This window comes from Synechococcus sp. CCAP 1479/10, from assembly GCF_019038515.1.
Classification (GTDB): domain Bacteria; phylum Cyanobacteriota; class Cyanobacteriia; order PCC-6307; family Cyanobiaceae; genus Cyanobium.
Map to the genome: position 1 here is coordinate 11618 of NZ_JAFKRJ010000003.1, position 24150 is coordinate 35767.

The window sequence follows — 24150 nt, forward strand, 5'->3', positions numbered from 1 at the left end:
CCCCCGCTCAGGGCCTGGCGCTGGAGGTACGGCTGTCGCTGGCGGCACGGCTGTCCCCGGCGGCCGCCAGCATCCAGAGCGTGCTCCCGTCGGGCCACAGCAGCAGCATCTTGCCGCCCGCCAGCACGGCGAGGGGATCGCTGAACGGCAGTCCGGCGCTGCGGACCCTGGCCAGCGGCAGCCGCCGCAGTTCCATCCCGTCCGGAGCGGGGACCATCCCGGAGGGGACCTCGCGGGTGGGCGTCGCCTGCTCCCAGAGGGCCGCAACGGCAGTGGCCTCGGCCGCCTCGAGCGGCCGGGCCTGCAGGGCCAGGGCGAGCATCCGGGTTGCCAGCTCCGCGCCCGGCCCGGAGCCGGCGCGCTCCTGGGGGGCTCCCGGTGGCGCCGGGGTGGCCGCCGCCGCCCGCTCCCGGTTCCCTGTCGTGCCGCCATCGCCGCGCCGGGGGCCGGCGACCCCGCGGCGTGGTTGCGCCGGCAGATCCATCGGCGGAGGGGGCGGCAGGGCGCTCAGCGGCGGCAGAGGCAGGGCCGTCAGGGAAGGCTCGCGTGCCTGCTGGCGGCTGAACCGCAGCAGTTCGGGGGTGTCATCCGGCGGCGTGGCGGCCACGGCGGGGGTTGTCCTGGCGGGCGGACGCAGGGCCGCCGCGACAAAAAGCCCGTTCAGGGCCAGAGCCCCGAGCAGGGGCAGCCGCAGATGGCGCCAGCGGGGGAGGGGGAGGGTCTGCAGGCGGAAGACCCACGGACGGGGGAGGCTGGCTTTCATGGCAGCTGGAGCTCCAGGGGCAGGTCGGTGCGGCCCAGGCGCTCCATCAGCTGCTGCACCGCTCCCCAGGGCACATCCGGATCGGGGATCAGACGCAGGGTCGGCTGGCCAGGGCCGTCCTTGAGACCCTTCAGCACCGCGGCCAGCTGAGCGGACGGGACCGACTGGTTCCAGAGCCGCAGCCGGCCGTCGGCGCCCAGGTGCAGGCTGACGATCCCCTGGCTCGCCGGACGCTGGGCCAGCCGCTGGGGAACCAGGATCAGGGCCAGGGTCAGCAGCGCCAGTGCGGTGGCCATCGCCCCGAGCGCCGCAGCGTCCAGGGCGGCCCCCCAGGCAGGTGTCTGGCCGGTGTCGGCGTTCATGGCCCCGCCTCCGGCAGGGCCAGCCCCACCGGCTGGGGGCTGATCGAACGCAGGTGGGCCAGGGAGCGGGCCACCTCGCCCAGGGGCAGGCGGGCCGCCGGCAGGAAGTGGATCTCGCTGCCGGCCGGCTGGGAGGCCAGCAGGCCCGGCAGTCGGCCGTGGGAGACGGGTTCACCGTTCACGAACCAGCGATCGCCGGGCGCCCGCACGATCCAGAGGGCCCCCGTCAGGGAGTCGCCCCCCGGGGGGCGTAGCCGAGGCTGTCGCTGCCGGGCCAGGTCGGCCAGCGCCGCCACCGACCCGCACAGCAGCAGGGTCAACCCCACCAGGGCGGCAAGGGCGTGGTTCATGCCAGCGGTGCCCAGGGACGGCCGAGGCGCTGCAGTCGCAGGCACTGGCTGCGGCGCAGCCACTGGTTGGCGAACAGGCCGGTGCTGGCGATCAGGCTCAGGATCAGGCCCAGGGCCGTGCTGAGCAGCACCCGGCCGAAGCCAGCCAGGTTGGCCCCTGCCGGCAGCAGCAGCTGGGGGCCGAGGCTGGCGAGCACCTGCATCAGTCCGAGCACGGTGCCCACCAGCCCCAGCAGCGGCGCCAGCACGACGGCCGCCTGCAGCAGCGGTTCGCCGAAACGCATCTCCAGCTCCCAGTCCTCCAGCAGGCGCCCGGCGGCCGAACCGCCCTGGTCAGCCAGCACCCGTTCCCACTGCTGGCGCCTCGAGGAGCGGCTGCGCCACCAGTTCCACCAGTAGCGGCCCCGGTCGATCACCACGGTCACCACGGCGATGGAGAGCAGCAGCAGCAACAGGGCGATGGGTCCATGGATCCCGGGGACCGGTGTCTTCACCCCTGGCGACGCTGCGTCCGACGGGGGCGATCGTATGGGCCGACGTCGCCCGGACGACGTGCCCCAGCTGCTTGACAGTCCCCTGGGATCGCGCGCTGACTAAGGTGCCCATGGACCGGATCCAGAGGGAGCACCATGAGCCCCATCCATGCCGATAACAGCCTCAGCATCGGGCAGACCCCGCTGGTGGAGCTGCATCGCGTCACGGAGGGATGCGGCGCCCGGGTGCTCGCCAAGATCGAGGGCCGCAATCCGGCCTATTCGGTGAAGTGCCGCATCGGCGCGGCAATGATCTGGCAGGCGGAGAAGGATGGACTGCTGGGGCCCGGCAAGGAACTGATCGAGCCCACAAGCGGCAACACCGGCATCGCCCTGGCGTTCGTGGCCGCCTCCCGGGGCATCCCCCTCACCCTCACCATGCCGGAGACGATGAGCCTGGAGCGGCGCAAGCTGCTCACGGCCTACGGCGCCCACCTGCTGCTCACCGAGGGGAGGCTGGGCATGGGGGGTGCCATCGCCGCCGCCCGGGAGCTGGCGGAGTCCGAACCGGACCGCTGGGTGATGCTGCAGCAGTTCGTGAACCCGGCCAACCCCCGCATCCACCACGACACCACCGGCCCCGAGATCTGGACCGACACCGGCGGGGTGGTTGATGCCCTGGTCTGCGGCGTCGGCACCGGCGGCACCATCACCGGCGTCAGCCGCTACATCAAGACCACCCTCGGCAAGCCGCTGGTGTCGGTGGCGGTGGAGCCGTTCAACAGCCCCGTCATCCGCCAGACCATTGCCGGCGAGGATCTCCGGCCCGGTCCCCACAAGATCCAGGGCATCGGCGCCGGGTTCGTCCCCGCCAACCTCGACCTCAGCCTGGTCGACCGGGTCGAGGCCGTCAGCGACGAGGAGGCGGTGAGCATGGCCCGGCGCCTGATGAAGGAGGAAGGGATCCTGGCCGGCATCTCCTGCGGCGCCGCCACGGTGGCCGCCCTGCGGCTCGCCAGGGAGAAGGCCTTCGAGGGCCGCACGATCGTGGTGGTGCTGCCCGACTCCGGCGAGCGTTACCTCAGTTCGGTGCTGTTCGAAGGCGTGTTCAACGAACGGGGTCTGGCGGCCGTCTGACCCCACCGACCGCACGAGCGCCGCGAGGCCACCGCCGATGAGTTACCTGCGTCAGATCATGCAGCGGCTCCATGACCGCTCCACCGCTCCGGCTCCGGTTGACCGCTCCGGCGATCCTGCCGTGCTGGAGGAGCATCTGACGCTGTATGCCGCCCGGCTCCAGGGCTGCAGCGACGCCATGCTCCACTACGAGGCCGCCTGGCTGGAGCAGCACATCGACACCCTCGAACTCTGCGCCCGGCAACCGACGATGCTCGCCAGCGCCGGCGGGCCGGAGCGGGTCGAGCGGCTGCTGCAGGAGAGCCTGCGGTTCCGCCAGCTGCTGGAGTGCGCCCGGGCGGCCAGGGGGCTGACGGGGGAAGGGGTGCGGGCCGCCGTGGTGGCCAGCGAACATGCCTGGGAGCTGTCCGACCCGGGACTCCGCCGGGCCTGGGGGTTCCCCGCCGACCTCCAGGGCGGGGCCGGGTCCTGAAGGCCCTGTGTGCCCGCCCGCGCACGCTGTTCGCTGCGATACACACTGCCGGGGCAGGTTCCCCAAGGATTTGCTGATCGTCCTCCTGCGTCACCATGGCGAGCTTCACGATCAGCCTGGAAGGAGGCAAGTCCTTCAGCTGTCCCGACGACACCTACATCCTCGACGCGGCCGAGGAGCAGGGCATTGATCTGCCCTATTCCTGCCGCGCCGGAGCCTGCAGCACCTGCGCCGGCAAGATCCTCTCCGGCAGTGTCGACCAGTCCGACCAGAGCTTCCTCGACGATGACCAGATCGGCGAAGGCTTCGCCCTGCTCTGCGTCAGCTACCCCCTCTCCGACTGCACCATCAAGCCGGGCGTCGAAGACGATCTCTGATCCGCTTGTGTTCGATCAGCCGGGCATGGTGACGAACTCCTCGGCCACCGAGGGGTGCAGGGCCATGGTGCGGTCGAAGTCGGCCTTGGTGGCCCCCATGCCGATGGCGATCGCCGCCATCTGAATGATCTCGGCGCTGTGCTCGCCCACCATGTGGCAGCCCACCACCTTGTTGGTGGCCGCCTCCAGGATCAGCTTGAGCAGCACCCGGGGGCCCCGGGCCGGCAGGGCCTGGGCCATGGGCCGGAAGCGGGCCCGGTGCACCCGGATGCCGTCTGAGCCGAAGCGTTCGATCGCCGCCTCCTCGCTCAGCCCCACCCCGGCCAGTTCCGGCTGGCTGAACACGGCACTGGCCACCAGGTCGTGGTTCACCTGGCGGGGCTTGTTGCCGTAGACGGTGTCGGCAAAGGCCCGGCCTTCGTCCACCGCCACCGGGGTGAGGTTGATGCGGTCGGTCACGTCGCCCACCGCATGGATGTGGGGCACGTTGGTGGTCTGGTCGGCATCCACCGGGATGCGGTGGCCTTCCACCGCCACCCCGGCGCACTCCAGCTGCAGCCCCTCGAGGAAGGGCCGCCGGCCCGTGGCCAGCAGCACGCCGCCGCAGGGCAGCACCTCACCGCTCTGGGTGACCAGCTCCAGGGCCCCGGGCACGCCAGTGATGGCGGCGGGGCTGTGGGCGAAGCGGATCTCGATGCCTTCGGCCTCCATGGCCTCCTGCACCGCATGGGAGGCCTCCCGGTCGAAGCCCCGCAGCAGGTGGTCGCCCCGCACCAGCAGGGTCACCGCCACACCCAGGCCATGGAGGATGCAGGCGAATTCGCAGGCGATGAAGCCCGCCCCCACCACCACCACCCGGTCCGGGAAGCGCTCCTGCAGGAACATGTCGTCGCTCACCCAGCCCAGTTCGGCCCCGGGGAAGCTGGGACGGTGCGGCCGGCCGCCGGCGGCGATCAGGATCCGTTCCCCCTTGAGCCGACGGGTGGTCTCGGCGCCCTGGACCACATCGATGTGGTGGGGATCGGCGAAGCGGCCCCAGCCCCGCACCAGCTCGACGCCCGCCTTCTCCAGCAGGGTGATGTGCAGCTGGTTGAGCCGGTCCACCTCGCGGCGCACATTGGCGAGCAGCACGGAGGCGTCGGGCCGGAAGCCATCCAGCTGCCAGCCGTAGCTGGCCGCATCGGCCAGCAGGTGCCGGTAGGCCGAGCCGTAGACCAGCAGTTTCTTGGGCACGCAGCCGCGGATCACGCAGGTGCCCCCCACCCGATCGCCCTCCACGATCGCCACCGAGGCCCCGTAGGAGGCCGCCCGTTTGGCGGCCGCCAGGCCACCGGAGCCCGCCCCGAGGACGATCAGATCGAAGCAGTCGGTCATGGCAGCAGGGCGTCGTGGAGCACGGTGCCTTCCAGCATGGCGTCCCGGAGATCGGTGTCCCGCAGGTCGCAGCCGCTCAGATCGGCATCACGCAGGTCGGCGCCTCCCATGTTGGTGCCGTAGAGGCAGGCACCGCGCAGATCACTCCCCTGCAGCTGGGCCCCCTGCATCTGGGCGAAGCTGAGGTCGGCCCCCTGGAAATCGGCCCCGCCCAGGTCGGTGGGCTGGTCGAGCCCGCCGCGGAAGTCGGCCTCCACCAGCCGGGTGGACCGCCAGCGGCTGTGGGCCCCGAGCACCCCCCGCAGACAGCAGCGGTGCATCAGGGCGCCGCCGAAATCGGCCCCCTGCAGCCGGGCTGCCGACAGGTCGGCGTCGTGCCAGAAGGAGCCGCTGGCCTTGAGATCGGAGAGGTCGGCCCCCCAGAGCAGGGCCTGCTGGAAGCAGGCGGCCTCCACGTTCGCTCCCGCCAGCCGGGCGTGGCCGAACCGACCTTCCTTGAAGCAGCCGCCGTGCAGGTCGCAGTCGCCCAGATCCAGGGCCACGCCATCGAGATCCCCCAGCCGCAGGCCGGCGAAGTGGCGGCGACCCCCGGCCAGCGCGCGTTTGAGGCCCTCCAGGTCGGCGGGGAGGTCGCCCGGCAGATCGGCGGGCCAGTCAGAGGATGGCCGCAAGGGCATCGAGTTGCTGGCGGCGGGAAGCGAGCATCAGCTTCCGGGCCTGGGCCAGGAGCTGGAAGACGCCCTTGTCGATCACTTCATAGAACACCAGGCTGCCTTCGGGACGGCGACGCACCACCCCGGCGATCGTCAGCAGCTTGAGATGCTTGGACACGAGGGCCTGGCTGAGGCCGGTCTTCTCGACGACGGCCGTGACGTTCAGGGGGCCCGGCCGCAGGGTCTCAAGCACGGTGAGCCGGTTGGGCTCGGAGAACACCTTGAAGTAGTCGGCCAGAGATTCCATCGACCGCAGCGAAGCCCGGGATGGTGGCGAGGCTACCACGCTTGCGTCTCAGACTGTTGATACAGAATCGTGAAACCACAGGTCTGCTTCACCCGGATCACGTAGTATCACGATGTCGTTATGACGCGCAGCCGCGTCGCCCCCTGATGACCGCCACCCTCTCCACCCCTGCTGCGGCGCCCCACCTGCGGGAAGACCTGCTGACCCCGCGGTTCTATACGACCCAGATCGCCAAGGCGGCCCGCACGGATCTGGAGCCGCAGCGGCCGGCCTTCGACGCGATGCTCGCCGAGATGGAGGCGGACTACAACCGCGACCACTTCGATCGCAAGGCACCGCTGGACCGGCTCCGGGACTTGAGCCCCGAGGAGAAGGAGGCCTACGAGAGCTATCTGGTGCGCTCCTGCGTGTCGGAGTTCTCCGGTTTCCTGCTGTTCAAGGAGCTCTCCCGGCGGCTGTTCCAGGCGCAGCGTCCTGAGATGGGGCGGCTGTTCCAGCTGATGGCCCGCGATGAGGCCCGCCATGCCGGTTTCCTCAACCGGGCCCTGGTGGCCGAGGGCATCGAGATCGACCTGCCCAGCCTCAGCACCAAGCGACCGATCACCTGGTTCCCCCTCAGCTGGGTGCTCTACAGCGTCTTCCTGTCGGAGAAGATCGGCTACTGGCGATACATCCTCATCGACCGCCACCTCAAGGCCCATCCCGACAGCAACTTCGCACCGCTGTTCGATTTCTTCGAGCCCTGGTGCCAGGACGAGAATCGCCATGGCGACATCTTCAACATGCTGATCCGCTGCTGGCCGGCCCTGCGCCAGGGGCTGCGCGGCAAGCTGCTGAGTCGCTTCTTCCTGTGGTCGGTGTTTCTCACCCACAGCCTCACGGTCTGTGAGCGCGGCGAGTTCTACCGGATCCTGGGGATGGACCCGGAGGCCTTCGACGCCGAGGTGATGCGTCAGACCAACCGCACCGCCCGCCGGGCCTTCCCCTGGGTGTTCGATCTGGAGTCCGGCGGCTTCATCGCCCTGCGGAACCGCCTTGTCGCCTGCTTCCAGGAGATGGGGGCCGCTCGCCGCCAGGGGGCCGGCCCCTGGCGCCAGATCGGCCTGAGGCTGCGCTTCGGCGGGCTGCTGTGGCGGCAGTTCTGGCAGCCGATGGTGCGGGCGGAGGCGGGCTGAGCCCGGGCTGCCCGCGGCTTTCCCTGCGGCCTCCCCCAGCGGATCGTTCAGCTTCTGTTCCCTTGCGTTTTCCCCCATGCCCCAGCCCCATCTGAGCGCCGCCTACTGCGACGCCTACAGCCGCATCAACGCCCTGGTGATCGTGGGTGAGGGCCTGGCGGACAGCCACTTCCGCCTGCTGGCCGGCCTCCTTCCGGAGGACCGGGACGACCTGCTGCGGCTCGCCGCCATGGAGGGGCACCATGCCCGCGACTTCTCGGGCTGCGGCAGGCAGCTGGGGATCCGCCCGGATCTGCCGCTGGCGCGTCGCTTGTTCGCACCGCTGCACCGGCTGTTCCGTGAGGCGGTGAGCAGCGGCGACCGCGTCAGCGCCCTGGTGATCCAGTGCCTGATCGTGGAAAGCTTCGCCGTGGCCGCGTACCGCTGCTACCAGCCGGTGGCCGACCCCTTCGCCGCGCCGATCATCGAGTCGGTGCTCACCGATGAGGCCGAACACCTCGCGTACGGCGGACGCTGGCTGGCCGCCTGGTTCCCGGAGGTGGCCGCACCGATCGCGGCCTGCTGTGAGCGGGCCGTCCCGATCGTGATGGCGATGCTCCAGAGCGTCCGCGACGACCTGACGGCCATCGGCATCGATCCCCCCGACCTGGTGGGCGAATTCGTGGGCTGCTTCCAGGCGGCGATCGAGACGGTGGGCTTCGAGCCGCGCCAGGCCGGGGGGCTGGTGGCGCGACTGGCTGGCCGGGCGGTGGAGGTGGGGGTGTAATCGCCACCACGACGGGATTGGGAGGTCCATGGCTAGGTCTGGCTTTTCGTCGCCCCGTCATGACCTCCACAGGTTTCGCCGCCACGCCGGCGGCGGCCCTTCCCGCCTTTGAAGACAACAGCCTCACGATTGGCCAGACGCCGCTGGTTCGACTCAATCGCGTTGTCGGTGAGGCCAAGGGAATCGTCTACGCCAAGATCGAAGGACGCAATCCCGCCTATTCGGTGAAGTGCCGGATCGGAGCGGCGATGGTGTGGCAGGCGGAAAAGGATGGTCTGCTCGGTCCCGGAAAGGAGATCGTCGAACCCACCAGCGGCAACACAGGCATCGCCCTCGCTTTCGTGGCAGCGGCGCGGGGGATCCCGATCACCCTCACCATGCCGGAAACCATGAGCCTGGAGCGGCGCAAGCTCCTCATCGCCTACGGAGCGAAGCTGGTCCTGACCGAGGGTGCCCGGGGCATGGCCGGTGCGATCGCCAGGGCCCAGGACATCGCCGCATCCGATCCCCATCGCTATGTGCTGCTGCAGCAGTTCGCCAATGCAGCCAACCCACGCATTCACCACGACACCACGGGACCGGAGATCTGGGCCTCCACCGGCGGTCGCGTGGCGGCACTGGTGGCAGGCGTCGGCACCGGCGGCACGATCACCGGCGTCAGTCAGTACATCAAGCGAACCCTCGGCGAGCCCCTGGTGTCGGTGGCCGTGGAGCCGGTGGAGAGTCCGGTGATCAGCCAGGCCCTGGCGGGTCAGCCGCTTCAGCCAGGGCCCCACAAGATCCAGGGGATCGGCGCGGGATTCGTTCCCGCCAATCTGCATCTCGATCTGGTCGACAGGGTCGAACAGGTCAGCAGTGCGGAAGCGGTGGCCTTTGCACGGCGCCTCACCCGCGAAGAGGGGATCCTTTCCGGGATCTCCAGCGGTGCTGCAGCTGCAGCGGCGGTGCGGCTGGCCCATGAGGAGGCCTTTGCGGGTCGGACGATCGTGGTGGTGCTGCCGGATTCCGGCGAGCGCTATCTGAGTTCAGCGCTCTTCGAAGGGCTCTTCAATGAGCATGGCCTGGCGCTTTGATTGAAGTCGCACGTACCCGGCGATGTGGGTGAAACTACGTTGCCAGGCACACCAATCGAGGGATGATCATGTGATCACGGAGCGACCACATGTCTCTTCTGCATGGCTCGGATTTCCTTCAGAGAGCGGCGGCGGCGCGCTCGCAGATCCGGGAGTCTGATGCCAACGGCGTGAAGCAACTGATCGCTGATGGAGCCACAGTCATCGATGTCCGTGAACCAGAGGAATTTGAAGCTGGGCACATCCCTGGTGCCATCAATGTGAGGGCTTCAATCCTCTCCCAAGAGATCCCTAGGATCCTCAAGGATCCATCCCATTCCGTTGTGGTGGTCTGCGCTGGTGGCAACAGAAGCGCCCTCGCAGCCCTCGAACTTCAAGACCTCGCTTACACAGCCGTGGCTTCGTTGCAGTCGGGACTGCGCGACTGGCCGGATCCGCTGGTGCGTGCTGTCGCTGCTGGGCGCTGACGTGATCACCTCTGTGCGACACCGTCGCTCCGAATCTCTCCTCGATGAGCCTGAAGGTATGGGGGATCATGGCTTGAACCTGGCAGGAATTGTCGACTCCCTCCGGGAACTTCGGGTCCAGTCTTCACTCCGCTGGCAACATCCAAACACCCTGGTTCCCCTGCCTTCAACCCATGCGCTGAAACGGGTGCTGGTGGGCCTGAGAGCCTCCCTCTATCCCCATCGCCTGGGGCTCCCGGAGCCCGATCTGATGGGCGTTCCAAGCTCTTCGACGGCCACCGACTTCTTCGTTGGTCATACGCTCGACACCTGCCTGCGGGAGCTCCGTCACCAGGTCCGCATTGAGATCGAGTCCCGTCGATCCTTGCCCCATGACGGCAGGCAGGATCCGACGCTTGATCAGCAGGCTACGGAGATTGTTTTCGCTTTCGCCCATCAGCTTCCGCGCATCCGTTCCCAGCTCGACTCCGACCTCAATGCGGCGTTTCGAGGCGACCCTGCCGCCAGCAGTATCGAGGAGGTGCTTGTCTGCTACCCAGGCATGAAGGCCATCACCGACCATCGCTTTGCCCATGCCCTTCACAGCCTCGGTGCGCCAGTGGTGGCTCGCATCATTGCTGAGCTTTCCCATTCCGCCACGGGTGTGGATATTCATCCCGGGGCTGTCATCGGCGATAGCTTCTTCATCGATCATGGCTCGGGCGTGGTGATCGGTGGGACGTCCATCATTGGGAAGAATGTGCGCCTCTATCAGGCCGTCACCTTGGGTGCGAAACACTTTCCTGTCGATGAGCATGGGCATCTCGTCAAGGGCGAGTCCCGCCATCCGATCGTTGAAGACGATGTCGTTATCTATTCTGGGGCTACGATCCTGGGCAGGGTAACCATCGGAAAAGGATCAACGATTGGTGGGAATGTCTGGCTGACAAGCAGCGTCCCGCCAGGCACCACCATCACCCAGGCCAAAGTTCTTTCTGAGACCTTTGGAGAGGGGGGCGGCATCTGAACACAATCTTCGTCTTCATCCATGTGATGGCGAAGAGCCTCCTTATGCCTGAGTGATTACGGTTCTGGTCACCGAGGTTATCTCTTCCCCAGGCCTCTATTCCCAATCGGCTTTCTGAGTTTAGTTTTTTCCACTGCTTGATAGAATCTCCATGGCAACCAGCAAATCGTCCCATCTCGCTTTAGGTGATGCAGCGGCACGCCAGTTGGCGAATGCCACCAAGACCGTCCCTCAACTGCTCGGCATTTCGCCGCGATGGTTGGTGCCGATGCTGTCCTGGGTTGGGGTTGAGGCCGGCATCTACCGCGTCAACAAGGTCAAGGATGAGTCCCGAGTCCTCACGGCATGCTCACAGCGAGATGAGATCGATCTTCCTGAAACCTTTGTTGATTATGAAGAGCAACCCCGTGAGTACTTTCTCAGTGCCGTCACGACGACGGTCGATATTCATACCCGCATTTCCGATCTCTACAGCAATCCCCATGATCAGATCCAGCAGCAGCTGAGGCTGGCGATCGAAACGATCAAGGAGCGGCAGGAAAGTGAACTGATTAATAACAAGGAGTATGGGCTTCTCAACAACGTTATTCCCTCCCAGCGCCTTCAGCCCATCAGTGGTGTGCCCACTCCTGATGATCTCGATCAACTGATCACCAAAGTATGGAAGCAGCCGGCCTTTTTCCTGGCGCACCCCCGTACTATTGCCGCCTTCGGCCGGGAATGCACCCGTCGTGGTGTTCCTCCGGCGACGGTCACCCTCTATGGCTCACCCTTCATCACCTGGCGGGGCCTGCCGATCATCCCCAGCGACAAGCTGAAGATCGAGGCGGGACGCAGCAGCATTCTGTTGTTGCGCACCGGTGAGGCTCGCCAGGGCGTCGTGGGTCTTTACCAGCCAGGCCTTCCCGGCGAACAGGGCATGGGCCTGTCGGTGAAATTCATGGGTATCGGACGCAAGGCGATCGCCTCCTATCTGATTTCGCTTTACTGCTCACTGGCCGTTCTCACAGAAGACGCCATCGCCGTGCTCGAAAACGTTGAAGTGGACAAATTCCATCACTACCAGCATGACTACCGCTGATCATCACGGGGCCCGTGACGAGGTTGCCATTCCGTACGGTTTCCCGAGTGAGGCGGAGTTGGGCCGTTTGGCCCAGCTGATCCAGGCCCAGCTGTCTGGCCATCCATCCCTATCCGTTGCATCCGTTGTCCCTGACCCCGCTGTATCGGATGGTCTTTCCACAGACCAGCCAATGAGCCAGGCCGTTTCGGGAGGATCCGAGCTCCATGTGGACCGTCAACTGCGCGATGACGTCTCCGCAACCCATCTCTCTCCCCAGGCGGTGCCTGAAAGGGCAGATCCCCGCACACTGAAGCCCCTCGCCATTGAGATTCCCCATCCCTTCCCTTCGTTGCACGGGGTGATCAGCCAGTTCCCCGTGGCCATGGACCTGCCCTACTTCATGGCAGAACGCGCCCCATCCCCCCCTCGACTCCCCACCTCGGAGTCACCCCTACCCGAGGCCCTGGCAGTAGCACCAGCGGAGTTCTCGCCGTTGGACCTGACCAAGCAGGCTTCCCACACGGCGCAACCCCTCGATCCGGCCTACCTGCGGCGCGACTTTCCGATCCTGCAGGAGCCCATCCACGGGCGGCAACTGGTGTGGCTGGACAATGGCGCCACCACCCAGAAGCCACTGGCGGTGATCGAGCGGCTGGAGCGCTTCTACCGCAGCGAAAACTCCAACATCCATCGGGCGGCCCATGAGCTGGCGGCGCGCGCCACCGAGGCCTATGAGCAGGCCCGCTCAACCTGTGCCCGATTTCTGCATGCCGCCAGCAGCGAGGAGATCGTGTTTGTGCGAGGTACCACTGAGGGTATCAATCTGGTGGCGCAGTCGTGGGGTCGGCGTCACATCGAGGCGGGCGATGAGATCGTGCTCACGCACCTGGAGCATCACGCCAACATCGTTCCCTGGCAGCAGCTGGCCCATGAGAAGGGAGCCCGGCTGCGGATCGCCCCGGTGGATGACACCGGCCAGGTGATCCTGGAGGCGTACGAGCATCTGTTCAACTCCCGCACGAAACTGGTCGCCTTCACCCAGGTGTCCAATGCCCTCGGCACGATCCCTCCGGTTGAGGAGATGGTCGCGATCGCCCACCGGCATGGCGCCCTGGTCCTGCTGGATGGGGCCCAGGGCATCGCCCACACGCCGGTGGATGTGCAGGCCCTGGATGTGGATTTTTACGTGTTCTCGGGTCACAAGATCTACGGGCCCACCGGCATCGGCGTCCTGTACGGAAAGCGCGATCTGCTGCACTCGATGCCCCCCTGGCAGGGGGGCGGCAACATGATCCGTGACGTCACCTTTGAGCGCACCCACTACCAGGATCCGCCCCAGCGCTTCGAGGCCGGTACCGGCAACATCGCTGACGCCGTGGGTCTGGCCACGGCCCTGGAGTACGTGGAGAGGATCGGCATGCACGCGATCGATCGTGCCGAGCAGGATCTTCTGGCCTATGCCACGCCTCTGCTGCTCGCCATTCCCGGCCTGCGGTTGTTTGGTCGTGCCGATCACAAGGCTGGTGTTCTCTCGTTCCTGCTCGATGGGCAGGCACCCGAGGCGGTGGGTTCGGCCCTCAACCAGGAGGGAATCGCTGTCCGCGCTGGCCACCATTGCGCCCAGCCGATCCTGCGTCGCTTCGGGGTGGAGAGCACTGTGCGGGCGACCCTGGGCCTCTACAACACCCACAGCGACGTGGATTCCCTGGTGGCTGCGTTGCGGCGGCTGGCTGCCTGAGCTGACGTCCCGCTGGAGGCCCGGGGAGGGACGTTCCCGGGCGAACGGAAGCCGCGACCAACGAGCCATGGGCGACGATCGGTGCACCTCTGTTTCAGCCGTGAGAACCACTTTGGATCCCGCCTCCCCACAGATCGGCTTGCCAGGGGATCCGGGTAGGTCGTTGTAAGCGTCGGTTCAAGATGGAGTGGCCAGAACTACAACAGGGGGCACGTTATCCTTCTCTTGCCAGATCAGGCTATCGGGTCCACATTCGCCATTGTGGTTGAAGCTACAATGGCCAAAAATGTGATGACCATTTGTGAAGTTAATGGGAAAAGAGCAGCCCCTAGGTGACGAGAATGTCTGGACGCGATGAACCCTCCTGGCCGGATCATTCGGCCGGAGTGGTACGCGTAACTTTCAAACAACCTCATCCCCACATCGGGAGAAGTAGTCACTGTCATGACCTACGACGCTTTCACCAAGCTCATCGCCCAGGCAGATGTCCGCGGCGAGTTTCTCAATTCCGGCCAGCTGGATGCTCTTTCCGGCGTCGTCGCCGACAGTTTCAAGCGTCTGGATGCCGTGAATCGGATCACGTCCAGCGCCTCCACCCTCGTCACCAACGCCGCCCGCGAGCTGTTCGCCCAACAGCCCGCCCTGATCGCGCCCGGCGGCAATGCCTACACCCACCGTCGCGTCGCCGCCTGCCTTCGCGACCTCGACATCATCCTCCGCTATGTCACTTACGCGGTCTATCTCGGGGATGCTTCGGTCCTCGAGGACCGCTGCCTCAACGGTCTGCGCGAAACCTATCTGGCCCTGGGTGTGCCCGGAGCGTCGGTGGCCGAAGGCGTTCGCCTGATCAAGGGCGCAGCGATCGATCTGGTGCTCGACCGCAACGGCATCACCCAGGGGGACTGCTCCGCGCTGGCCTCTGAGATCGGCACCTACTTCGACCGCGCCGCCGCCGCCGTCAGCTGACGTCGTTCCACCCATTCACCTCTGCAATTCCTCCCGTCATGTCCAAGACTCCCCTCACCGAAGCCGTTGCTGCCGCCGATTCCCAGGGCCGGTACCTCAGCAATACCGAGCTGAACGCCGCCTTCGGTCGCTACGAGCGCGCCAAGAACGCCCTTGAGGCCGCCAAGGCCCTCACCGCCAAGGCTGACGAACTCGTCAACGGTGCCGCCCAGGCCGTCTACAACAAGTTTCCCTACACCACCCAGCTGCAGGGCAACAACTACGCCTCCGATGCCCGCGGCAAGGCCAAGTGCTCCCGTGACATCGGCTACTACCTCCGTCACATCACCTACTCCCTGGTCGCCGGCGGCACCGGCCCCCTCGACGAGTACCTGATCGCCGGTCTCGACGAAATCAACCGTGCCTTCGAGCTCTCCCCCTCCTGGTACGTGGAAGCCCTGAACCACATCAAGGCCAACCACGGCATCTCCGGAGACCCCGGCGTCATCGCCAACAACTACATCGACTACGCGATCAACGCCCTGATCTGAAGATCACCTTCCACGCAAGACCACCGGGGGCCCTGCCAGGGCCCCTTTTTGCTGGCGTTGCCGCCGGCAGGTTCCGGCAGGGTTTCACTGCTGCCTGGTCGCCCGGAAGCCCCGCTCCAGATCGGTGAGGAGGTCTTCCAGTGTTTCCAGTCCGACCGACAGCCTCACCAGACCGGCTGTGACACCGGTTTGCGCCAACTGCTGCTCGTTCAGCTGGCTATGGGTTGTGCTCGCCGGATGGATGATCAGGCTGCGCACGTCGCCGACATTGGCCAGGTGGCTGAACAGTTCGGTGGCCTCCACGAAGCGCTTGCCCGCCTCCAGGCCTCCGGGAAGCTCGAACGAGACGATCGCCCCCTGGCCCCGGGGGAGATAGCGCCTGGCCTGTTGGTGCCAGGGGCTGCTGGCAAGCCCCGGATAGACCACCCGAGCCACGTCCTGGCGGGCCTCCAGCCACTGGGCCACCGCCAGGGCATTGCTGGAATGCCGCTCCAGGCGCAGCGAAAGGGTTTCCAGACCCTGCAGGAACAGGAAGGAGTTGAACGGGGTCACGGCTGGGCCGAGGTCGCGCAGCAGCGTGACCCGGGCCCGCAGGATGTAGCGGGCAGGGTGCAGGGCCTCCGGCAGCTGGCTGAACACGAGGCCGTGGTAGCTGGGATCTGGCGTGGTGAATTGGGGGAAGCGCCCACTGGCTTCGTAGTCGAAGTGTCCCCCGTCCACGATCACCCCGCCGATCGCCGTGCCATGGCCTCCGATGAATTTGGTGGCCGAGTGGATCACGATGTCAGCGCCATGCTCCAGTGGGCGAAGCAGGTAGGGCGTGGGCAGGGTGTTGTCGATCACGAGGGGAATTCCATTGGCATGGGCCACGTCGGCGACAGCCTCGAAGTTGAACACGTCGCCCTTGGGATTGCCGATGCTTTCCCCGAAGAAGGCCTTGGTATTCGGTCGGATCTGACGCCGCCAGGCTTCGCTGTCATCCGGATCGTCAACGAAGCTCACCTCGATGCCGAGTTTCGGCAACGTGTAGGCGAACAGGTTGTAGGTGCCGCCGTAGAGGGAGGTGCTGGCGACGATGTGGCCGCCGTGTTCGGCCAGGTTCAGCAGGGCGAGCGTTTCGGCCGCCTGGCCGCTGGCGGTGGCCAGGGCCGCCACGCCTCCCTCAAGATCCGCCACCCGCGCCTCGAAGGCTGCCTGGGTGGGGTTCATGATCCGCGTGTAGATGTTGCCGAGTTCCCGCAGCCCAAAGAGGTTGGCGGCGTGTTCGGTGTCGCGGAAGACGTAGCTGGTGGTCTGATAGATGGGCACGGCCCGGGCGCCGGTGGTGGGGTCCGGGGTTGTGCCGGCGTGGATCTGACGGGTGGCGAAGCCTTGGGTCATGAAGGGAACTCGGGTGAGGGGGCGAAGGATCGGTCGGAAGGTCGATGCGTCAGCGGGGGGCCCCGATGGCGGCGGCGGCCGGTACCTCGCGGAGCTCGCCGGTTTCCACCTGATAGATGAAGCCGTGGATGGGGATTCGGCCGGGCACCAGGGGATGCTCACGGATCCGTCGGACGTCCTCCACCACGCTGCGATCCAGGTCCTCAATCGTGAGCCAGTCGATGTCCCTGGCGGCCTCCGATCCTGGCCCGGGGCCCACGTCCTCAAAGCCGTTGGACCCGAGCACAGCCGTTTCCAGACTGCGGGACAGGAGTTCGGTGATCGTGTCCCCGCTGAACAACTCCATGCCGCAGTTGCTGTGGTGAATCACGAACCACTCGTTGGTTCCGAGCAGTTTGTAGGAAATCACCAGCGACCGAATCGCATCATCACTGGCTCTGCCACCCGCATTGCGAATCACGTGCGCATCCCCCTCCTGAAGTCCAGCGAACCTGGAAGGCAACAGACGTGCATCCATGCAGGTGAGCAGTGCCAGCTTCCGTGCCGGTGGAAGTGGCAGTGATCCTTTGTCTCCAAAGCTGGATGCATACCCAGCATTGGCCTCCAGAATTTCGGTGCGTTCGCCCATGGTCGGCTTCAAGAGCAATGGATCCGTTCTCTGTCAAAGGCGAGGGTCGACGCGTCGTCCAGGCGACACCCTGTAGGACGAACCAACGCTGCGGCAGGTGCTCTGCAATGGACAAAAAAAAGGAAGAAAGGATAGACATCCTCCCTCCCCCTTTGCCCAACCCTTCTCTTATCGAGAACCCCACCAGAGTGCACGAGTCCGCGGGACTGCCGCGTTGTCCTGACCACATGGTCGCTGCGCTGCGACTACACCTCGCTCCCCCTCAGAATCCCGCCTCATCGAGCATCCCCCGCAGCACCTCGGCGCTGTGGCGCAGCTGCCCCATCTCCTTCTCGGTCAGGGCCATCTGCACCAGGGCGGCGGCGCCGCTGTCGTTGACGATCGTGGGCAGGCTGAGGCAGACATCGGGCAGGCCGTAGTGGCCGTGGCTGCGGCTGCTCACCGTGAGCATCTGGTCCTTGCTGCGCAGCACCGCCTCGACGATCTCGGCGGTGGCCAGCCCGATCGCCCAGGAGGTGCTGCCCTTGAGCCGGATGATCTCGTAGGCCGCCTGGCGCACTTCGGCGTGGAACAGCTCCTGAAGCTCAGGATCCGCCAGGGTGCGGCTGCCTTCCCAGCCCCCATCCACCAGCCCGGAGCCAGCCACCGTCACCCGGCTCCAGACCGGCACCTCGGAATCGCCGTGTTCGCCGATCACCCAGGCCTGGACGTCGTGGGGATCGATGCCCAGCCGGCGACTGATGGCCATGCGGAAGCGGGCCGAATCGAGCACGGTGCCTGAGCCGATCACCCGGTGGGCGGGGAAGCCGCTCAGCTGGCCGGCGATGTGGGTGAGCACATCCACCGGGTTGCTCACCACCAGCAGCACCGCCCGGGGGCAGTGGAGCGCGATCGGTGGCACGAGCCTGCGGAACAGGGCCGCATTGCGCTCGATCAGCTCCCGCCGCGACTGGCCCGGCTGCTGGGCCACACCGGCGGTGATCACCACCAGATCGGCATCCCGTCCCTCCTCCTCCACGCTCCCGGCCCGCAGGTCGGTGCGGGGCAGAAATGGCAGGCCATGGCAGAGGTCCATCACCTCCCCCTCCAGCCGGTCATGGGCCACATCCACCAGCACCAGCTCCTCCTGACAGCCCCTGTGCAGGATCGCCACGGCGCAGGCCATGCCCACGGCGCCGCAGCCCACGATCACGACCTTGCGGCCGGGGAGGGTGCGACCCCGCGCCTGGGCGCCGGTGGGCAGGAGCAGGTTGCAGAAGGGGGCGGCTGAGGCGTCGCCGACGGCCGGGGTGAGATCAGGCACCGGCGGCAGGGGCCTGGGGGTGGCTCGAACGGGTCGTTGCGGTCGGGTTCGTTGCGGTCGGGTTCACTGCGCCTCCGCCCTGGGAATCGGGCCGTCAGCCCAACGGAAACACCCCTGAGCGTCGCTGTCACGGCTCCGGGACCACAGCCGGGGGTGTTCCCCGCGGCCGGCCACCGGTGGCCCCCGGCGCCGGGATCCCCCCTCTATCCCCTGTCGGCGCGAGCGCTGCTGGTGGCGGTGTCGGCGGCCGGCGCCCCGGGCGGCAGTGCTGCCGCCCGCTCCTGCAGCCAGCCTGTCGGCAGAGCGAGCGTGCCTGCGCAGCCGCCGAAGCGCAGTTGCAGCCAGGTGATCACCGCCGCGTCGCCGGCCACGATCGCTTCGATGGGCCCCTGTGGCCGCGTCCGCTCCTGGTCTTTCGCAGGGGGATGGCGGAAGGCCTGAGCCAGGCGCAGCTCCTCCACCAGATCCTGTCCCAGATACCAGAGCTCCACGTCCGCGCCCTTGCGCTGACGGCGTTCCTCGATCAGTTCCCGCAGCTGGCCGTCCCCGCTGAGCTGCCCCAGTGGGGCCACCAGAAAGGAGAGGGAGCGCAGGGGCGCGGTGGGTGGGACCTGGGTGGTGGCGGACATGGCGGAGAGGGGCGCGGAGGGGATGGGGGCGGGGAGCGGATGCGGAGGCTGCAACGATTTTGTTGCTACAGAAGCATGGAACAACAGTACCGTTATACCGTAGGCAACAGCGCCCCTCGCGGGCCCGTTCTCCCCCAGCACCGTTCCCCATGACCACCGCCGTCCCTGTCGCCATCTCCGACCATGCCGGCCCCGCCGATGTGCTCGCCCGCAAGGGGTTCGGCCCCCGGGTGCGTCGCCTCCATGGCCGCATCGGTGCCGCCCACCACCAGGCCGAGGGCATGTCCTTCTCCCGGTCGCTGCTGGCTGGGCAGGCCCACCCCCGCCAGCTGGCGGCCCTGATCCGCGCCCTCGCCCCCGCCTACGGCCTGATCGAGGCCCGGGGCCCCCAGCTCGCGGCCGCCCTGGGAGCCGAGGGGTTCCCCTGGGCCGACCTGGCCCGCAGCCAGGCCCTGCACCAGGACATCGCCCGGCTGGCCGTTGTCCCGGCCACGCCCGCTTCCGCGGCGGCCGAGATCTGGCTGGAGCACCTGCAGCGCCTGGCCCAGCAGGCCCCGCACCGGTTCATGGCCCACGTCTACGTGCGCTACGGCGGCGACCTCTCCGGGGGCCAGCAACTGGCCGAGCAGGCCAACGCCATCCTCGCGGACCAGGGCCTGCCGCCCCTGCAGTTCTGGCAGTTCCAGCGCCCCATCCCCGTGCTGAAGCAGGAGCTGCATGACGCCATCGAACGGATGGACCTCAGCGCAGACGAGGAGCTGGAACTGCTGGAGGAATCGGTGATCGCCTTCCACGACACCCAGCGGCTGCTGGCGGAGCTGGGGGAGCTCGCCGCCTAGCCGCCCCGCGCGCCCCTGGCCGCACCGGCCGCCCCCCCTGTCCCCTCTTGCTCCCGCCACGCTCCCATCCCCTCCCCATGACCCCTGCGGCCACCGTTTCCCCCCGTCCCACCACCCCGATCGACCTGCTGCTCAAGCACGACCGGCCCGTTCCCCGCTACACGAGCTATCCCACGGCCGCCGCGTTCCACGGGGGCGTCAGCGCGGCCGATCTGGAGGTCCAGCTGGCCCGCCCCACCGACGCGCCGCTGTCGCTCTACGTGCACGTGCCCTTCTGCCGCAACGCCTGCTGGTTCTGCGGCTGCAACCGCATCACCACCGGCGCCGGCTCCAAGGTGGTGGAACCCTACCTGGAGGCCCTGGCCGCGGAACTGGAGCTGATCAGCCGCCACTCCGGCCAGCGCCGTCGCCTCGCCCAGCTGCACTGGGGCGGGGGTACCCCCAACTATCTGACGATCCCCGAGCGCCGGCGGCTCTGGGAGCTGATCGAGCGCCACTTCGACCTGGAGAGCGATCTGGAGGCCTCCATCGAGGTGAATCCGGAGGCCCTCAGCCGCCAGGACGTGATGGAGCTGCGCCGTCTGGGCTTCACGCGGATCAGCTTCGGCATCCAGGATGCCGACCCCCTGGTGCAGAAGGCGGTGAACCGGGTGGTGCCCGTGGACCAGCTGCGCCGGGCCATGGGCTGGATGCGGGAGGCGGGTTTCGCCAGCGTCAACGTGGATCTGATCTGCGGTCTGCCGCTGCAGACGCCTGAGCGGTTCGACGCCACCCTGGCCCTGGTGCAGGACCTGCGCCCCGACCGGGTGTCCCTGTTCTCCTTCGCCTACCTGCCCGAGCAGCTGCCCCTGCAGCGGAAAATCGCCGCCGAGGATCTGCCCAGCCAGCGCCAGCGACTGCAGATGCTGGACAGTGCCGCCGCGCGCCTGGGCGGCTGCGGCTACGACGCCATCGGCATGGATCACTACGCCCTCTCCGGCGACAGCCTGGCCGTGGCGGCCAGAGAGGGGCGCCTGCACCGCAATTTTCAGGGCTACACCACCGGCGGGGAGCTGGAGCTGCTGGGGGTGGGTCCCACGGCGATCAGCCAGTTCCCCGGGCTCTTCAGCCAGAACCAGCGGGATCTCAAGGCCTATGCCGCCAGCATCGCCGCCGGCCAGCTGCCGGTGGAGCGGGGGCTGGTGGTGAGTGATCCGGAGGTGCTGGAGCGGCGGGAGCTGATCCGCCAGGTGATGTGCCATTTCCGGGTGGCGATCGACCCGGAGCGCTACGCCGCCGAGTGGGCCGCCCTTGAGGACCTGGCCGACGACGGCCTGGTGCGGCTCTGCCAGGCCGATGGTCGGGGCCTGGTGGAGGTGACCGCCGCGGGCCGCTGGCTGATCCGCACCGTGGCGGCCGTGTTCGACCCCTCCCAGCGCCAGGCGGCCTCCGGCTCGCGGCTGATCTGAGCCGCCTCAGCAGGGTTCCAGCACGCAGTTGATCTTCAGCTCGAAGGGCACGGCGCTGGCGGGCAGTCGCAGCAGCTGGGCGGTGAGGGCGGCCAGGTCCTCGGGCTGGGTCATGGCGTCGGCGGGCAGGGCCGTCACCTGGGAGGCCATGGCGGTGTTCACCCAGCCCGGGCAGATCGCCGTCACCCGGATCCCGGCGTCCCAGCCCTCGTTGCGCATCGACTGGCACAGGGCCATCAAAGCGAACTTGCTGCAGGGATAGGCCGCCAGGGAACCCTTCACCCGCTGGCCGCTCATCGACACCAGGGTGATCACCCGGCCGTCGCCGCTGGCCACCAGCGCCGGCCAGGCGGCCCGGGTGAGCCACCAGGGGCCCATCAGATTGACGCGCCACAGGTCTTCGATCTCCCCTTCGCCGCCCGGCGCGAACAGCAGGCCCAGCCGGGAGAAGAGCCCGGCGCAGTGGATCACCCCGTCGATCGCGCCGAAGTGGGCCAGCGTCGCCGCCACCCAGGCCGTTGCCTGGCCGGGGTCGCGGGCGTCGTAGGGATGCACCATCACCCGGTGGCCCCCCTGACGGGCGGCCTCCCGCAGCGGGCCCTCCGCCAGGGCGGCGGGATCGCGCAGGCCGAGGCTGAGCCGATGGCCCTCGGCCAGGGCCCGTTCTGCGATCGCCCGGCCGATACCCCGGCTGGCGCCGCTGATCAGCAGGGTGCGGGGCTGCTCCATGGCCGGCGACGGCGGCGGCGGGTCCGGAAATCCTGGCGGATGGCCGGGGCGGGGGCCTGCGGGACGGCTGCGGGAGACGGACTGGAGCCCCACAGAGGTCCGCCGGAATCCCATCAGGAGTCCGTCAGGTGCCCACAGAAAAGGAGCTGACCGTTATGGCCAGCTCCGGGTGGTGAACGGTGGACGCGCCGGTGTCGGCGGCCGCTGCTCAGAGGGTGGATTCGCCGGATTCGCCGGTGCGGATCCGGATCACCGATTCGACCGGGGTGACGAAGAGCTTGCCGTCGCCGATCTCACCGGTGTGGGCGGCTTGGGTGATGGCGGCGATCGCCGCGTCCAGCTTGGCGGTGGGAACGACGATCTCGATCCTTGCCTTGGGCAGGAACTCGACGGTGAACTCCGTTCCCCTGTAGCGCTCGACCTGGCCTTTCTGGCGACCGAATCCACGGGAGTCGGTGACCGTCATGCCGATGATGTCAAGGGCGACGAGGGCAGTCTTGATGGCATCCACCTTGGAGGGGCGGACCATGGCCGTGATCATTTTCATGGAAGGTTTGGTCGTCAGTTGGTCATTGGATCGTACGCCTCTTCCCCGTGAGCCACGAAGTCGAGACCGCGCTCTTCCTCTTCAGGGCTGACGCGGAGTGGCATCAGGGCCCCAAGAATCCAGAGAATAATAGCCGTGCCGAGAGCGACAAATCCATAGGTGAGGATAACGGCTTTGAACTGGGCGATGAACAGGCCGAAATTTCCTGATTCCTCAAGGATCTTGGCCGACAAGGGGAAGTAATCCGCAGGCACAAGCGCCTTGGAGGCAAGAATTCCGGTCAGCAGAGCGCCCACGGTCCCGCCCACTCCGTGGACCATGAAGGTGTCAAGGGAATCGTCGAACTGGATGGCAGCCTTCACCCTGACAGCAATGAAGCAGACCACCGCCGTGAGGATGCCGATCAGGAGCGATTGCTCCATGTACACAAACCCTGCCGCCGGGGTGATGCCCACCAGGCCGGCAACGGCACCGGTGGCTGCTCCAACGGCCGTGGGTTTGCCGTCCTTGAACCATTCGATCAGGCACCAGGTGAGCAGGGCGGCCGAGGCGGAGGTGGTGGTGGTGAGGAAGGGATACCCTGCCGTCTTGGAGGCGAACATGCTGGCTCCGTTGAAACCGAACCAGCCGAACCACAGCAGGCCTGCCCCCAGCAGGATGAAGGGCACGTTGTGGGGCGGGCGTTTGCTGTTGGGCCAGGTGGTGCGGGGGCCGATGATGGCCGCGGCCACGAGAGCCGCCACGCCGGAAGCGATGTGGACCACGGTGCCACCGGCGAAATCGATGGCGCCGATCGATCCGAACGGACCGATGAAACCGCCGCCCCAGACCATCTTGGCCATGGGGGAATAGATCAGCAGGCTCCAGATCAGGCAGAACCAGAACCACGCCTTGAAGCTGACCCGCTCCACCAGGGCGCCTGAGATCAGGGCCGGCGTGATGATCGCGAACATGCCCTGGAACAGGGCGAAGGAGGTGGCACTGATCGGGAAGCCTGCCGCCAGGGGCTGGTCGCCGAGTTCACCGCCGACGCCATGCAGGAACATCGATCCCAGGCCACCGATGAAGGGGCTGCCGAAGCCGACGTCGAAGGCCAGGCTGTAGCCGATCACCACCCAGAGGACCCCGATGAGCCCCATCAGGAAGAAGCTCATCATCATGCAGTTCAGCACGTTCTTGGGCCGCGTGAAGCCGCCGTAGAAGAAGGCCAGGCCAGGGGTCATCAGCAGGACCAGGGCCGAACCGACCAGCATCAAGAGGGTGTCGGCCCCATCGGTGGGAGCCATGGCCAGGGCCGCCTTGGCCGAGCCGGCGAGCAGTGGACCGATGCCGGCCCCCACCGCCAGCAGAAAGAAGGCGATTTTCCTCAGCCGTTGATCCTGAAGCCCAGCCAGAAAGCGGCCGCGAAGGCGATCGAAGGTCATCAATGCGGATGACGTCGATGCACCAGTCGGTGATCCATGCATCGGGAAAGGGGGGTGAACCTTGGGAAAGGCAAATTTCACCCTCAGCGCTGGGGAAGGATGGTTGTGTAGCCAAACGAACAAACAGGCCCTCCGGCCAGTGAACGGTCACAAAAAAGCCGGGGCAGTGCC

The 24150-nt window shown here is 67.3% G+C and carries 28 protein-coding genes; 14 read left to right on the plus strand and 14 right to left on the minus strand.

The window, feature by feature from the left end; genetic code table 11:
* Window positions 1–7 precede the first annotated feature (7 nt).
* From KUG39_RS00600 to KUG39_RS17510, 4 genes are read right to left on the minus strand one after another with little or no spacing between them, the layout of a single operon-like run.
* Window positions 8–763 carry a hypothetical protein gene (locus KUG39_RS00600; protein WP_216912053.1) on the minus strand — a complete coding sequence of 252 codons (756 nt, stop codon included), beginning with the start codon at window positions 761–763 and terminating at the stop codon, window positions 8–10.
* On the minus strand, window positions 760–1125 hold the full coding sequence (locus KUG39_RS00605; RefSeq protein WP_094584025.1) for an ExbD/TolR family protein: 366 nt from the start codon (window positions 1123–1125) through the stop codon (window positions 760–762). Before KUG39_RS00605 ends, KUG39_RS00600 begins: the two co-directional genes overlap by 4 nt.
* Window positions 1122–1475, minus strand: coding sequence for a hypothetical protein (locus KUG39_RS00610; protein ID WP_094584026.1), 354 nt, complete (start codon window positions 1473–1475; stop codon window positions 1122–1124). The genes KUG39_RS00605 and KUG39_RS00610 overlap by 4 nt, the downstream gene beginning before the upstream one ends.
* A complete protein-coding gene (locus KUG39_RS17510) occupies window positions 1472–1969 on the minus strand; it encodes a MotA/TolQ/ExbB proton channel family protein (RefSeq protein WP_216912055.1) in 498 nt (165 codons plus the stop codon). The genes KUG39_RS00610 and KUG39_RS17510 overlap by 4 nt, the downstream gene beginning before the upstream one ends.
* A gap of 135 nt (window positions 1970–2104) precedes the next feature.
* Here KUG39_RS17510 and cysK (KUG39_RS00620) point away from each other — a divergent pair, with 135 nt between their 5' ends.
* The 3 genes from cysK (KUG39_RS00620) (at window position 2105) to KUG39_RS00630 (ending at window position 3934) form a co-directional block, all read left to right on the plus strand.
* The gene (gene cysK / locus KUG39_RS00620) at window positions 2105–3085 is read left to right on the plus strand and encodes a cysteine synthase A (RefSeq protein ID WP_190612432.1); all 981 of its coding nucleotides are present in this window, start codon (window positions 2105–2107) and stop codon (window positions 3083–3085) included.
* Window positions 3086–3122: 37 nt separating this feature from the next.
* The gene (locus KUG39_RS00625) at window positions 3123–3557 is read left to right on the plus strand and encodes a hypothetical protein (RefSeq protein ID WP_216912057.1); all 435 of its coding nucleotides are present in this window, start codon (window positions 3123–3125) and stop codon (window positions 3555–3557) included.
* A gap of 95 nt (window positions 3558–3652) precedes the next feature.
* Complete coding sequence (locus KUG39_RS00630) at window positions 3653–3934, plus strand: 2Fe-2S iron-sulfur cluster-binding protein (RefSeq protein WP_094584030.1); 282 nt, start codon at window positions 3653–3655, stop codon at window positions 3932–3934.
* A 15-nt stretch (window positions 3935–3949) separates the two neighbouring features.
* Here KUG39_RS00630 and gorA read toward each other — a convergent pair whose 3' ends face one another.
* From gorA to KUG39_RS00645, 3 genes are read right to left on the minus strand one after another with little or no spacing between them, the layout of a single operon-like run.
* Window positions 3950–5308: a glutathione-disulfide reductase gene (gene gorA, locus KUG39_RS00635; protein WP_216912059.1), complete on the minus strand. Its 1359-nt coding sequence runs from the start codon at window positions 5306–5308 to the stop codon at window positions 3950–3952.
* Window positions 5305–5985, minus strand: a complete 681-nt coding sequence (locus tag KUG39_RS00640) for a pentapeptide repeat-containing protein (RefSeq protein WP_216912061.1) — start codon at window positions 5983–5985, stop codon at window positions 5305–5307. The genes gorA and KUG39_RS00640 overlap by 4 nt, the downstream gene beginning before the upstream one ends.
* Window positions 5963–6268, minus strand: a complete 306-nt coding sequence (locus tag KUG39_RS00645; protein WP_094584033.1) for an ArsR/SmtB family transcription factor — start codon at window positions 6266–6268, stop codon at window positions 5963–5965. The genes KUG39_RS00640 and KUG39_RS00645 overlap by 23 nt, the downstream gene beginning before the upstream one ends.
* Window positions 6269–6414: 146 nt before the next feature.
* On the opposite strand from KUG39_RS00645, the gene acsF reads away from it, so the two are divergent.
* The 9 genes from acsF to cpcA all read left to right on the plus strand — a co-directional run bounded on the left by acsF (window position 6415) and on the right by cpcA (window position 15052).
* Window positions 6415–7443 carry a magnesium-protoporphyrin IX monomethyl ester (oxidative) cyclase gene (gene acsF / locus KUG39_RS00650; protein WP_216912072.1) on the plus strand — a complete coding sequence of 343 codons (1029 nt, stop codon included), beginning with the start codon at window positions 6415–6417 and terminating at the stop codon, window positions 7441–7443.
* Between the two features lie 76 nt (window positions 7444–7519).
* Window positions 7520–8209, plus strand: a complete 690-nt coding sequence (locus KUG39_RS00655; protein WP_286192819.1) for a long-chain fatty aldehyde decarbonylase — start codon at window positions 7520–7522, stop codon at window positions 8207–8209.
* Window positions 8210–8268: 59 nt separating this feature from the next.
* Window positions 8269–9282 (plus strand): cysteine synthase A, encoded by a 1014-nt coding sequence (gene cysK, locus KUG39_RS00660; protein WP_216912074.1) that lies wholly within the window; start codon window positions 8269–8271, stop codon window positions 9280–9282.
* A gap of 89 nt (window positions 9283–9371) precedes the next feature.
* Complete coding sequence (locus KUG39_RS00665; protein WP_216912076.1) at window positions 9372–9749, plus strand: rhodanese-like domain-containing protein; 378 nt, start codon at window positions 9372–9374, stop codon at window positions 9747–9749.
* Window positions 9727–10755: a serine O-acetyltransferase EpsC gene (gene epsC / locus KUG39_RS00670; protein WP_353617299.1), complete on the plus strand. Its 1029-nt coding sequence runs from the start codon at window positions 9727–9729 to the stop codon at window positions 10753–10755. The genes KUG39_RS00665 and epsC overlap by 23 nt, the downstream gene beginning before the upstream one ends.
* A gap of 151 nt (window positions 10756–10906) precedes the next feature.
* On the plus strand, window positions 10907–11836 hold the full coding sequence (locus KUG39_RS00675) for a family 2A encapsulin nanocompartment shell protein (protein ID WP_216912078.1): 930 nt from the start codon (window positions 10907–10909) through the stop codon (window positions 11834–11836).
* A 475-nt stretch (window positions 11837–12311) separates the two neighbouring features.
* On the plus strand, window positions 12312–13556 hold the full coding sequence (locus KUG39_RS00680) for a cysteine desulfurase (protein WP_286192820.1): 1245 nt from the start codon (window positions 12312–12314) through the stop codon (window positions 13554–13556).
* A gap of 444 nt (window positions 13557–14000) precedes the next feature.
* The gene (gene cpcB, locus KUG39_RS00685) at window positions 14001–14522 is read left to right on the plus strand and encodes a C-phycocyanin subunit beta (protein WP_106222827.1); all 522 of its coding nucleotides are present in this window, start codon (window positions 14001–14003) and stop codon (window positions 14520–14522) included.
* Window positions 14523–14560: 38 nt separating this feature from the next.
* On the plus strand, window positions 14561–15052 hold the full coding sequence (gene cpcA, locus KUG39_RS00690; RefSeq protein ID WP_216912080.1) for a C-phycocyanin subunit alpha: 492 nt from the start codon (window positions 14561–14563) through the stop codon (window positions 15050–15052).
* 84 nt (window positions 15053–15136) lie between these two features.
* On the opposite strand, the gene KUG39_RS00695 is transcribed toward cpcA, so the two are convergent.
* From KUG39_RS00695 to KUG39_RS00710, 4 genes are all read right to left on the minus strand, one after another.
* Entirely contained in the window at window positions 15137–16432 is a 1296-nt protein-coding gene (locus KUG39_RS00695; RefSeq protein WP_216912082.1) for a bifunctional o-acetylhomoserine/o-acetylserine sulfhydrylase, read from the minus strand.
* Between the two features lie 49 nt (window positions 16433–16481).
* On the minus strand, window positions 16482–17060 hold the full coding sequence (locus tag KUG39_RS00700; RefSeq protein WP_216912084.1) for a beta-class carbonic anhydrase: 579 nt from the start codon (window positions 17058–17060) through the stop codon (window positions 16482–16484).
* A gap of 262 nt (window positions 17061–17322) precedes the next feature.
* Window positions 17323–18363 (minus strand): L-lactate dehydrogenase, encoded by a 1041-nt coding sequence (locus tag KUG39_RS00705; protein ID WP_216912086.1) that lies wholly within the window; start codon window positions 18361–18363, stop codon window positions 17323–17325.
* 203 nt (window positions 18364–18566) lie between these two features.
* A complete protein-coding gene (locus tag KUG39_RS00710; RefSeq protein ID WP_216912088.1) occupies window positions 18567–18992 on the minus strand; it encodes a hypothetical protein in 426 nt (141 codons plus the stop codon).
* A gap of 149 nt (window positions 18993–19141) precedes the next feature.
* On the opposite strand from KUG39_RS00710, the gene KUG39_RS00715 reads away from it, so the two are divergent.
* Both KUG39_RS00715 and hemN read left to right on the plus strand, forming a co-directional pair.
* Window positions 19142–19831, plus strand: coding sequence for a biliverdin-producing heme oxygenase (locus KUG39_RS00715; protein WP_216912090.1), 690 nt, complete (start codon window positions 19142–19144; stop codon window positions 19829–19831).
* Between the two features lie 77 nt (window positions 19832–19908).
* The gene (gene hemN / locus KUG39_RS00720) at window positions 19909–21279 is read left to right on the plus strand and encodes an oxygen-independent coproporphyrinogen III oxidase (RefSeq protein WP_216912091.1); all 1371 of its coding nucleotides are present in this window, start codon (window positions 19909–19911) and stop codon (window positions 21277–21279) included.
* A 6-nt stretch (window positions 21280–21285) separates the two neighbouring features.
* Here the strand turns inward: hemN and KUG39_RS00725 are convergent, their stop codons facing one another.
* The 3 genes from KUG39_RS00725 to KUG39_RS00735 form a co-directional block, all read right to left on the minus strand.
* Window positions 21286–22008 carry an SDR family NAD(P)-dependent oxidoreductase gene (locus KUG39_RS00725; protein ID WP_216912161.1) on the minus strand — a complete coding sequence of 241 codons (723 nt, stop codon included), beginning with the start codon at window positions 22006–22008 and terminating at the stop codon, window positions 21286–21288.
* A 208-nt stretch (window positions 22009–22216) separates the two neighbouring features.
* Window positions 22217–22555 carry a P-II family nitrogen regulator gene (locus KUG39_RS00730; RefSeq protein WP_094584039.1) on the minus strand — a complete coding sequence of 113 codons (339 nt, stop codon included), beginning with the start codon at window positions 22553–22555 and terminating at the stop codon, window positions 22217–22219.
* 14 nt (window positions 22556–22569) lie between these two features.
* Entirely contained in the window at window positions 22570–23979 is a 1410-nt protein-coding gene (locus tag KUG39_RS00735; RefSeq protein WP_286192821.1) for an ammonium transporter, read from the minus strand.
* Between the last annotated feature and the right edge of the window lie 171 nt (window positions 23980–24150).

What these genes read in the sequence shown, in the direction of transcription:
- KUG39_RS00640 (WP_216912061.1), bottom strand. Translation starts at nt 5,985, where the DNA reads ATGCCCTTGCGGCCATCCTCTGACTGGCCCGCCGATCTGCCGGGCGAC.
- cysK (WP_216912074.1), top strand. Translation starts at nt 8,269, where the DNA reads ATGACCTCCACAGGTTTCGCCGCCACGCCGGCGGCGGCCCTTCCCGCC.
- KUG39_RS00610 (WP_094584026.1), bottom strand. Translation starts at nt 1,475, where the DNA reads ATGAACCACGCCCTTGCCGCCCTGGTGGGGTTGACCCTGCTGCTGTGC.
- KUG39_RS00715 (WP_216912090.1), top strand. Translation starts at nt 19,142, where the DNA reads ATGACCACCGCCGTCCCTGTCGCCATCTCCGACCATGCCGGCCCCGCC.
- acsF (WP_216912072.1), top strand. Translation starts at nt 6,415, where the DNA reads ATGACCGCCACCCTCTCCACCCCTGCTGCGGCGCCCCACCTGCGGGAA.
- KUG39_RS00625 (WP_216912057.1), top strand. Translation starts at nt 3,123, where the DNA reads ATGAGTTACCTGCGTCAGATCATGCAGCGGCTCCATGACCGCTCCACC.
- KUG39_RS00695 (WP_216912082.1), bottom strand. Translation starts at nt 16,432, where the DNA reads ATGACCCAAGGCTTCGCCACCCGTCAGATCCACGCCGGCACAACCCCG.
- KUG39_RS00675 (WP_216912078.1), top strand. Translation starts at nt 10,907, where the DNA reads ATGGCAACCAGCAAATCGTCCCATCTCGCTTTAGGTGATGCAGCGGCA.
- KUG39_RS00700 (WP_216912084.1), bottom strand. Translation starts at nt 17,060, where the DNA reads ATGGGCGAACGCACCGAAATTCTGGAGGCCAATGCTGGGTATGCATCC.
- KUG39_RS00730 (WP_094584039.1), bottom strand. Translation starts at nt 22,555, where the DNA reads ATGAAAATGATCACGGCCATGGTCCGCCCCTCCAAGGTGGATGCCATC.
- KUG39_RS00665 (WP_216912076.1), top strand. Translation starts at nt 9,372, where the DNA reads ATGTCTCTTCTGCATGGCTCGGATTTCCTTCAGAGAGCGGCGGCGGCG.
- gorA (WP_216912059.1), bottom strand. Translation starts at nt 5,308, where the DNA reads ATGACCGACTGCTTCGATCTGATCGTCCTCGGGGCGGGCTCCGGTGGC.
- KUG39_RS00605 (WP_094584025.1), bottom strand. Translation starts at nt 1,125, where the DNA reads ATGAACGCCGACACCGGCCAGACACCTGCCTGGGGGGCCGCCCTGGAC.
- cpcB (WP_106222827.1), top strand. Translation starts at nt 14,001, where the DNA reads ATGACCTACGACGCTTTCACCAAGCTCATCGCCCAGGCAGATGTCCGC.
- KUG39_RS00655 (WP_286192819.1), top strand. Translation starts at nt 7,520, where the DNA reads ATGCCCCAGCCCCATCTGAGCGCCGCCTACTGCGACGCCTACAGCCGC.
- hemN (WP_216912091.1), top strand. Translation starts at nt 19,909, where the DNA reads ATGACCCCTGCGGCCACCGTTTCCCCCCGTCCCACCACCCCGATCGAC.
- KUG39_RS00600 (WP_216912053.1), bottom strand. Translation starts at nt 763, where the DNA reads ATGAAAGCCAGCCTCCCCCGTCCGTGGGTCTTCCGCCTGCAGACCCTC.
- KUG39_RS00630 (WP_094584030.1), top strand. Translation starts at nt 3,653, where the DNA reads ATGGCGAGCTTCACGATCAGCCTGGAAGGAGGCAAGTCCTTCAGCTGT.
- cysK (WP_190612432.1), top strand. Translation starts at nt 2,105, where the DNA reads ATGAGCCCCATCCATGCCGATAACAGCCTCAGCATCGGGCAGACCCCG.
- cpcA (WP_216912080.1), top strand. Translation starts at nt 14,561, where the DNA reads ATGTCCAAGACTCCCCTCACCGAAGCCGTTGCTGCCGCCGATTCCCAG.
- KUG39_RS00725 (WP_216912161.1), bottom strand. Translation starts at nt 22,008, where the DNA reads ATGGAGCAGCCCCGCACCCTGCTGATCAGCGGCGCCAGCCGGGGTATC.
- KUG39_RS00735 (WP_286192821.1), bottom strand. Translation starts at nt 23,979, where the DNA reads ATGACCTTCGATCGCCTTCGCGGCCGCTTTCTGGCTGGGCTTCAGGAT.
- KUG39_RS00645 (WP_094584033.1), bottom strand. Translation starts at nt 6,268, where the DNA reads ATGGAATCTCTGGCCGACTACTTCAAGGTGTTCTCCGAGCCCAACCGG.
- KUG39_RS00710 (WP_216912088.1), bottom strand. Translation starts at nt 18,992, where the DNA reads ATGTCCGCCACCACCCAGGTCCCACCCACCGCGCCCCTGCGCTCCCTC.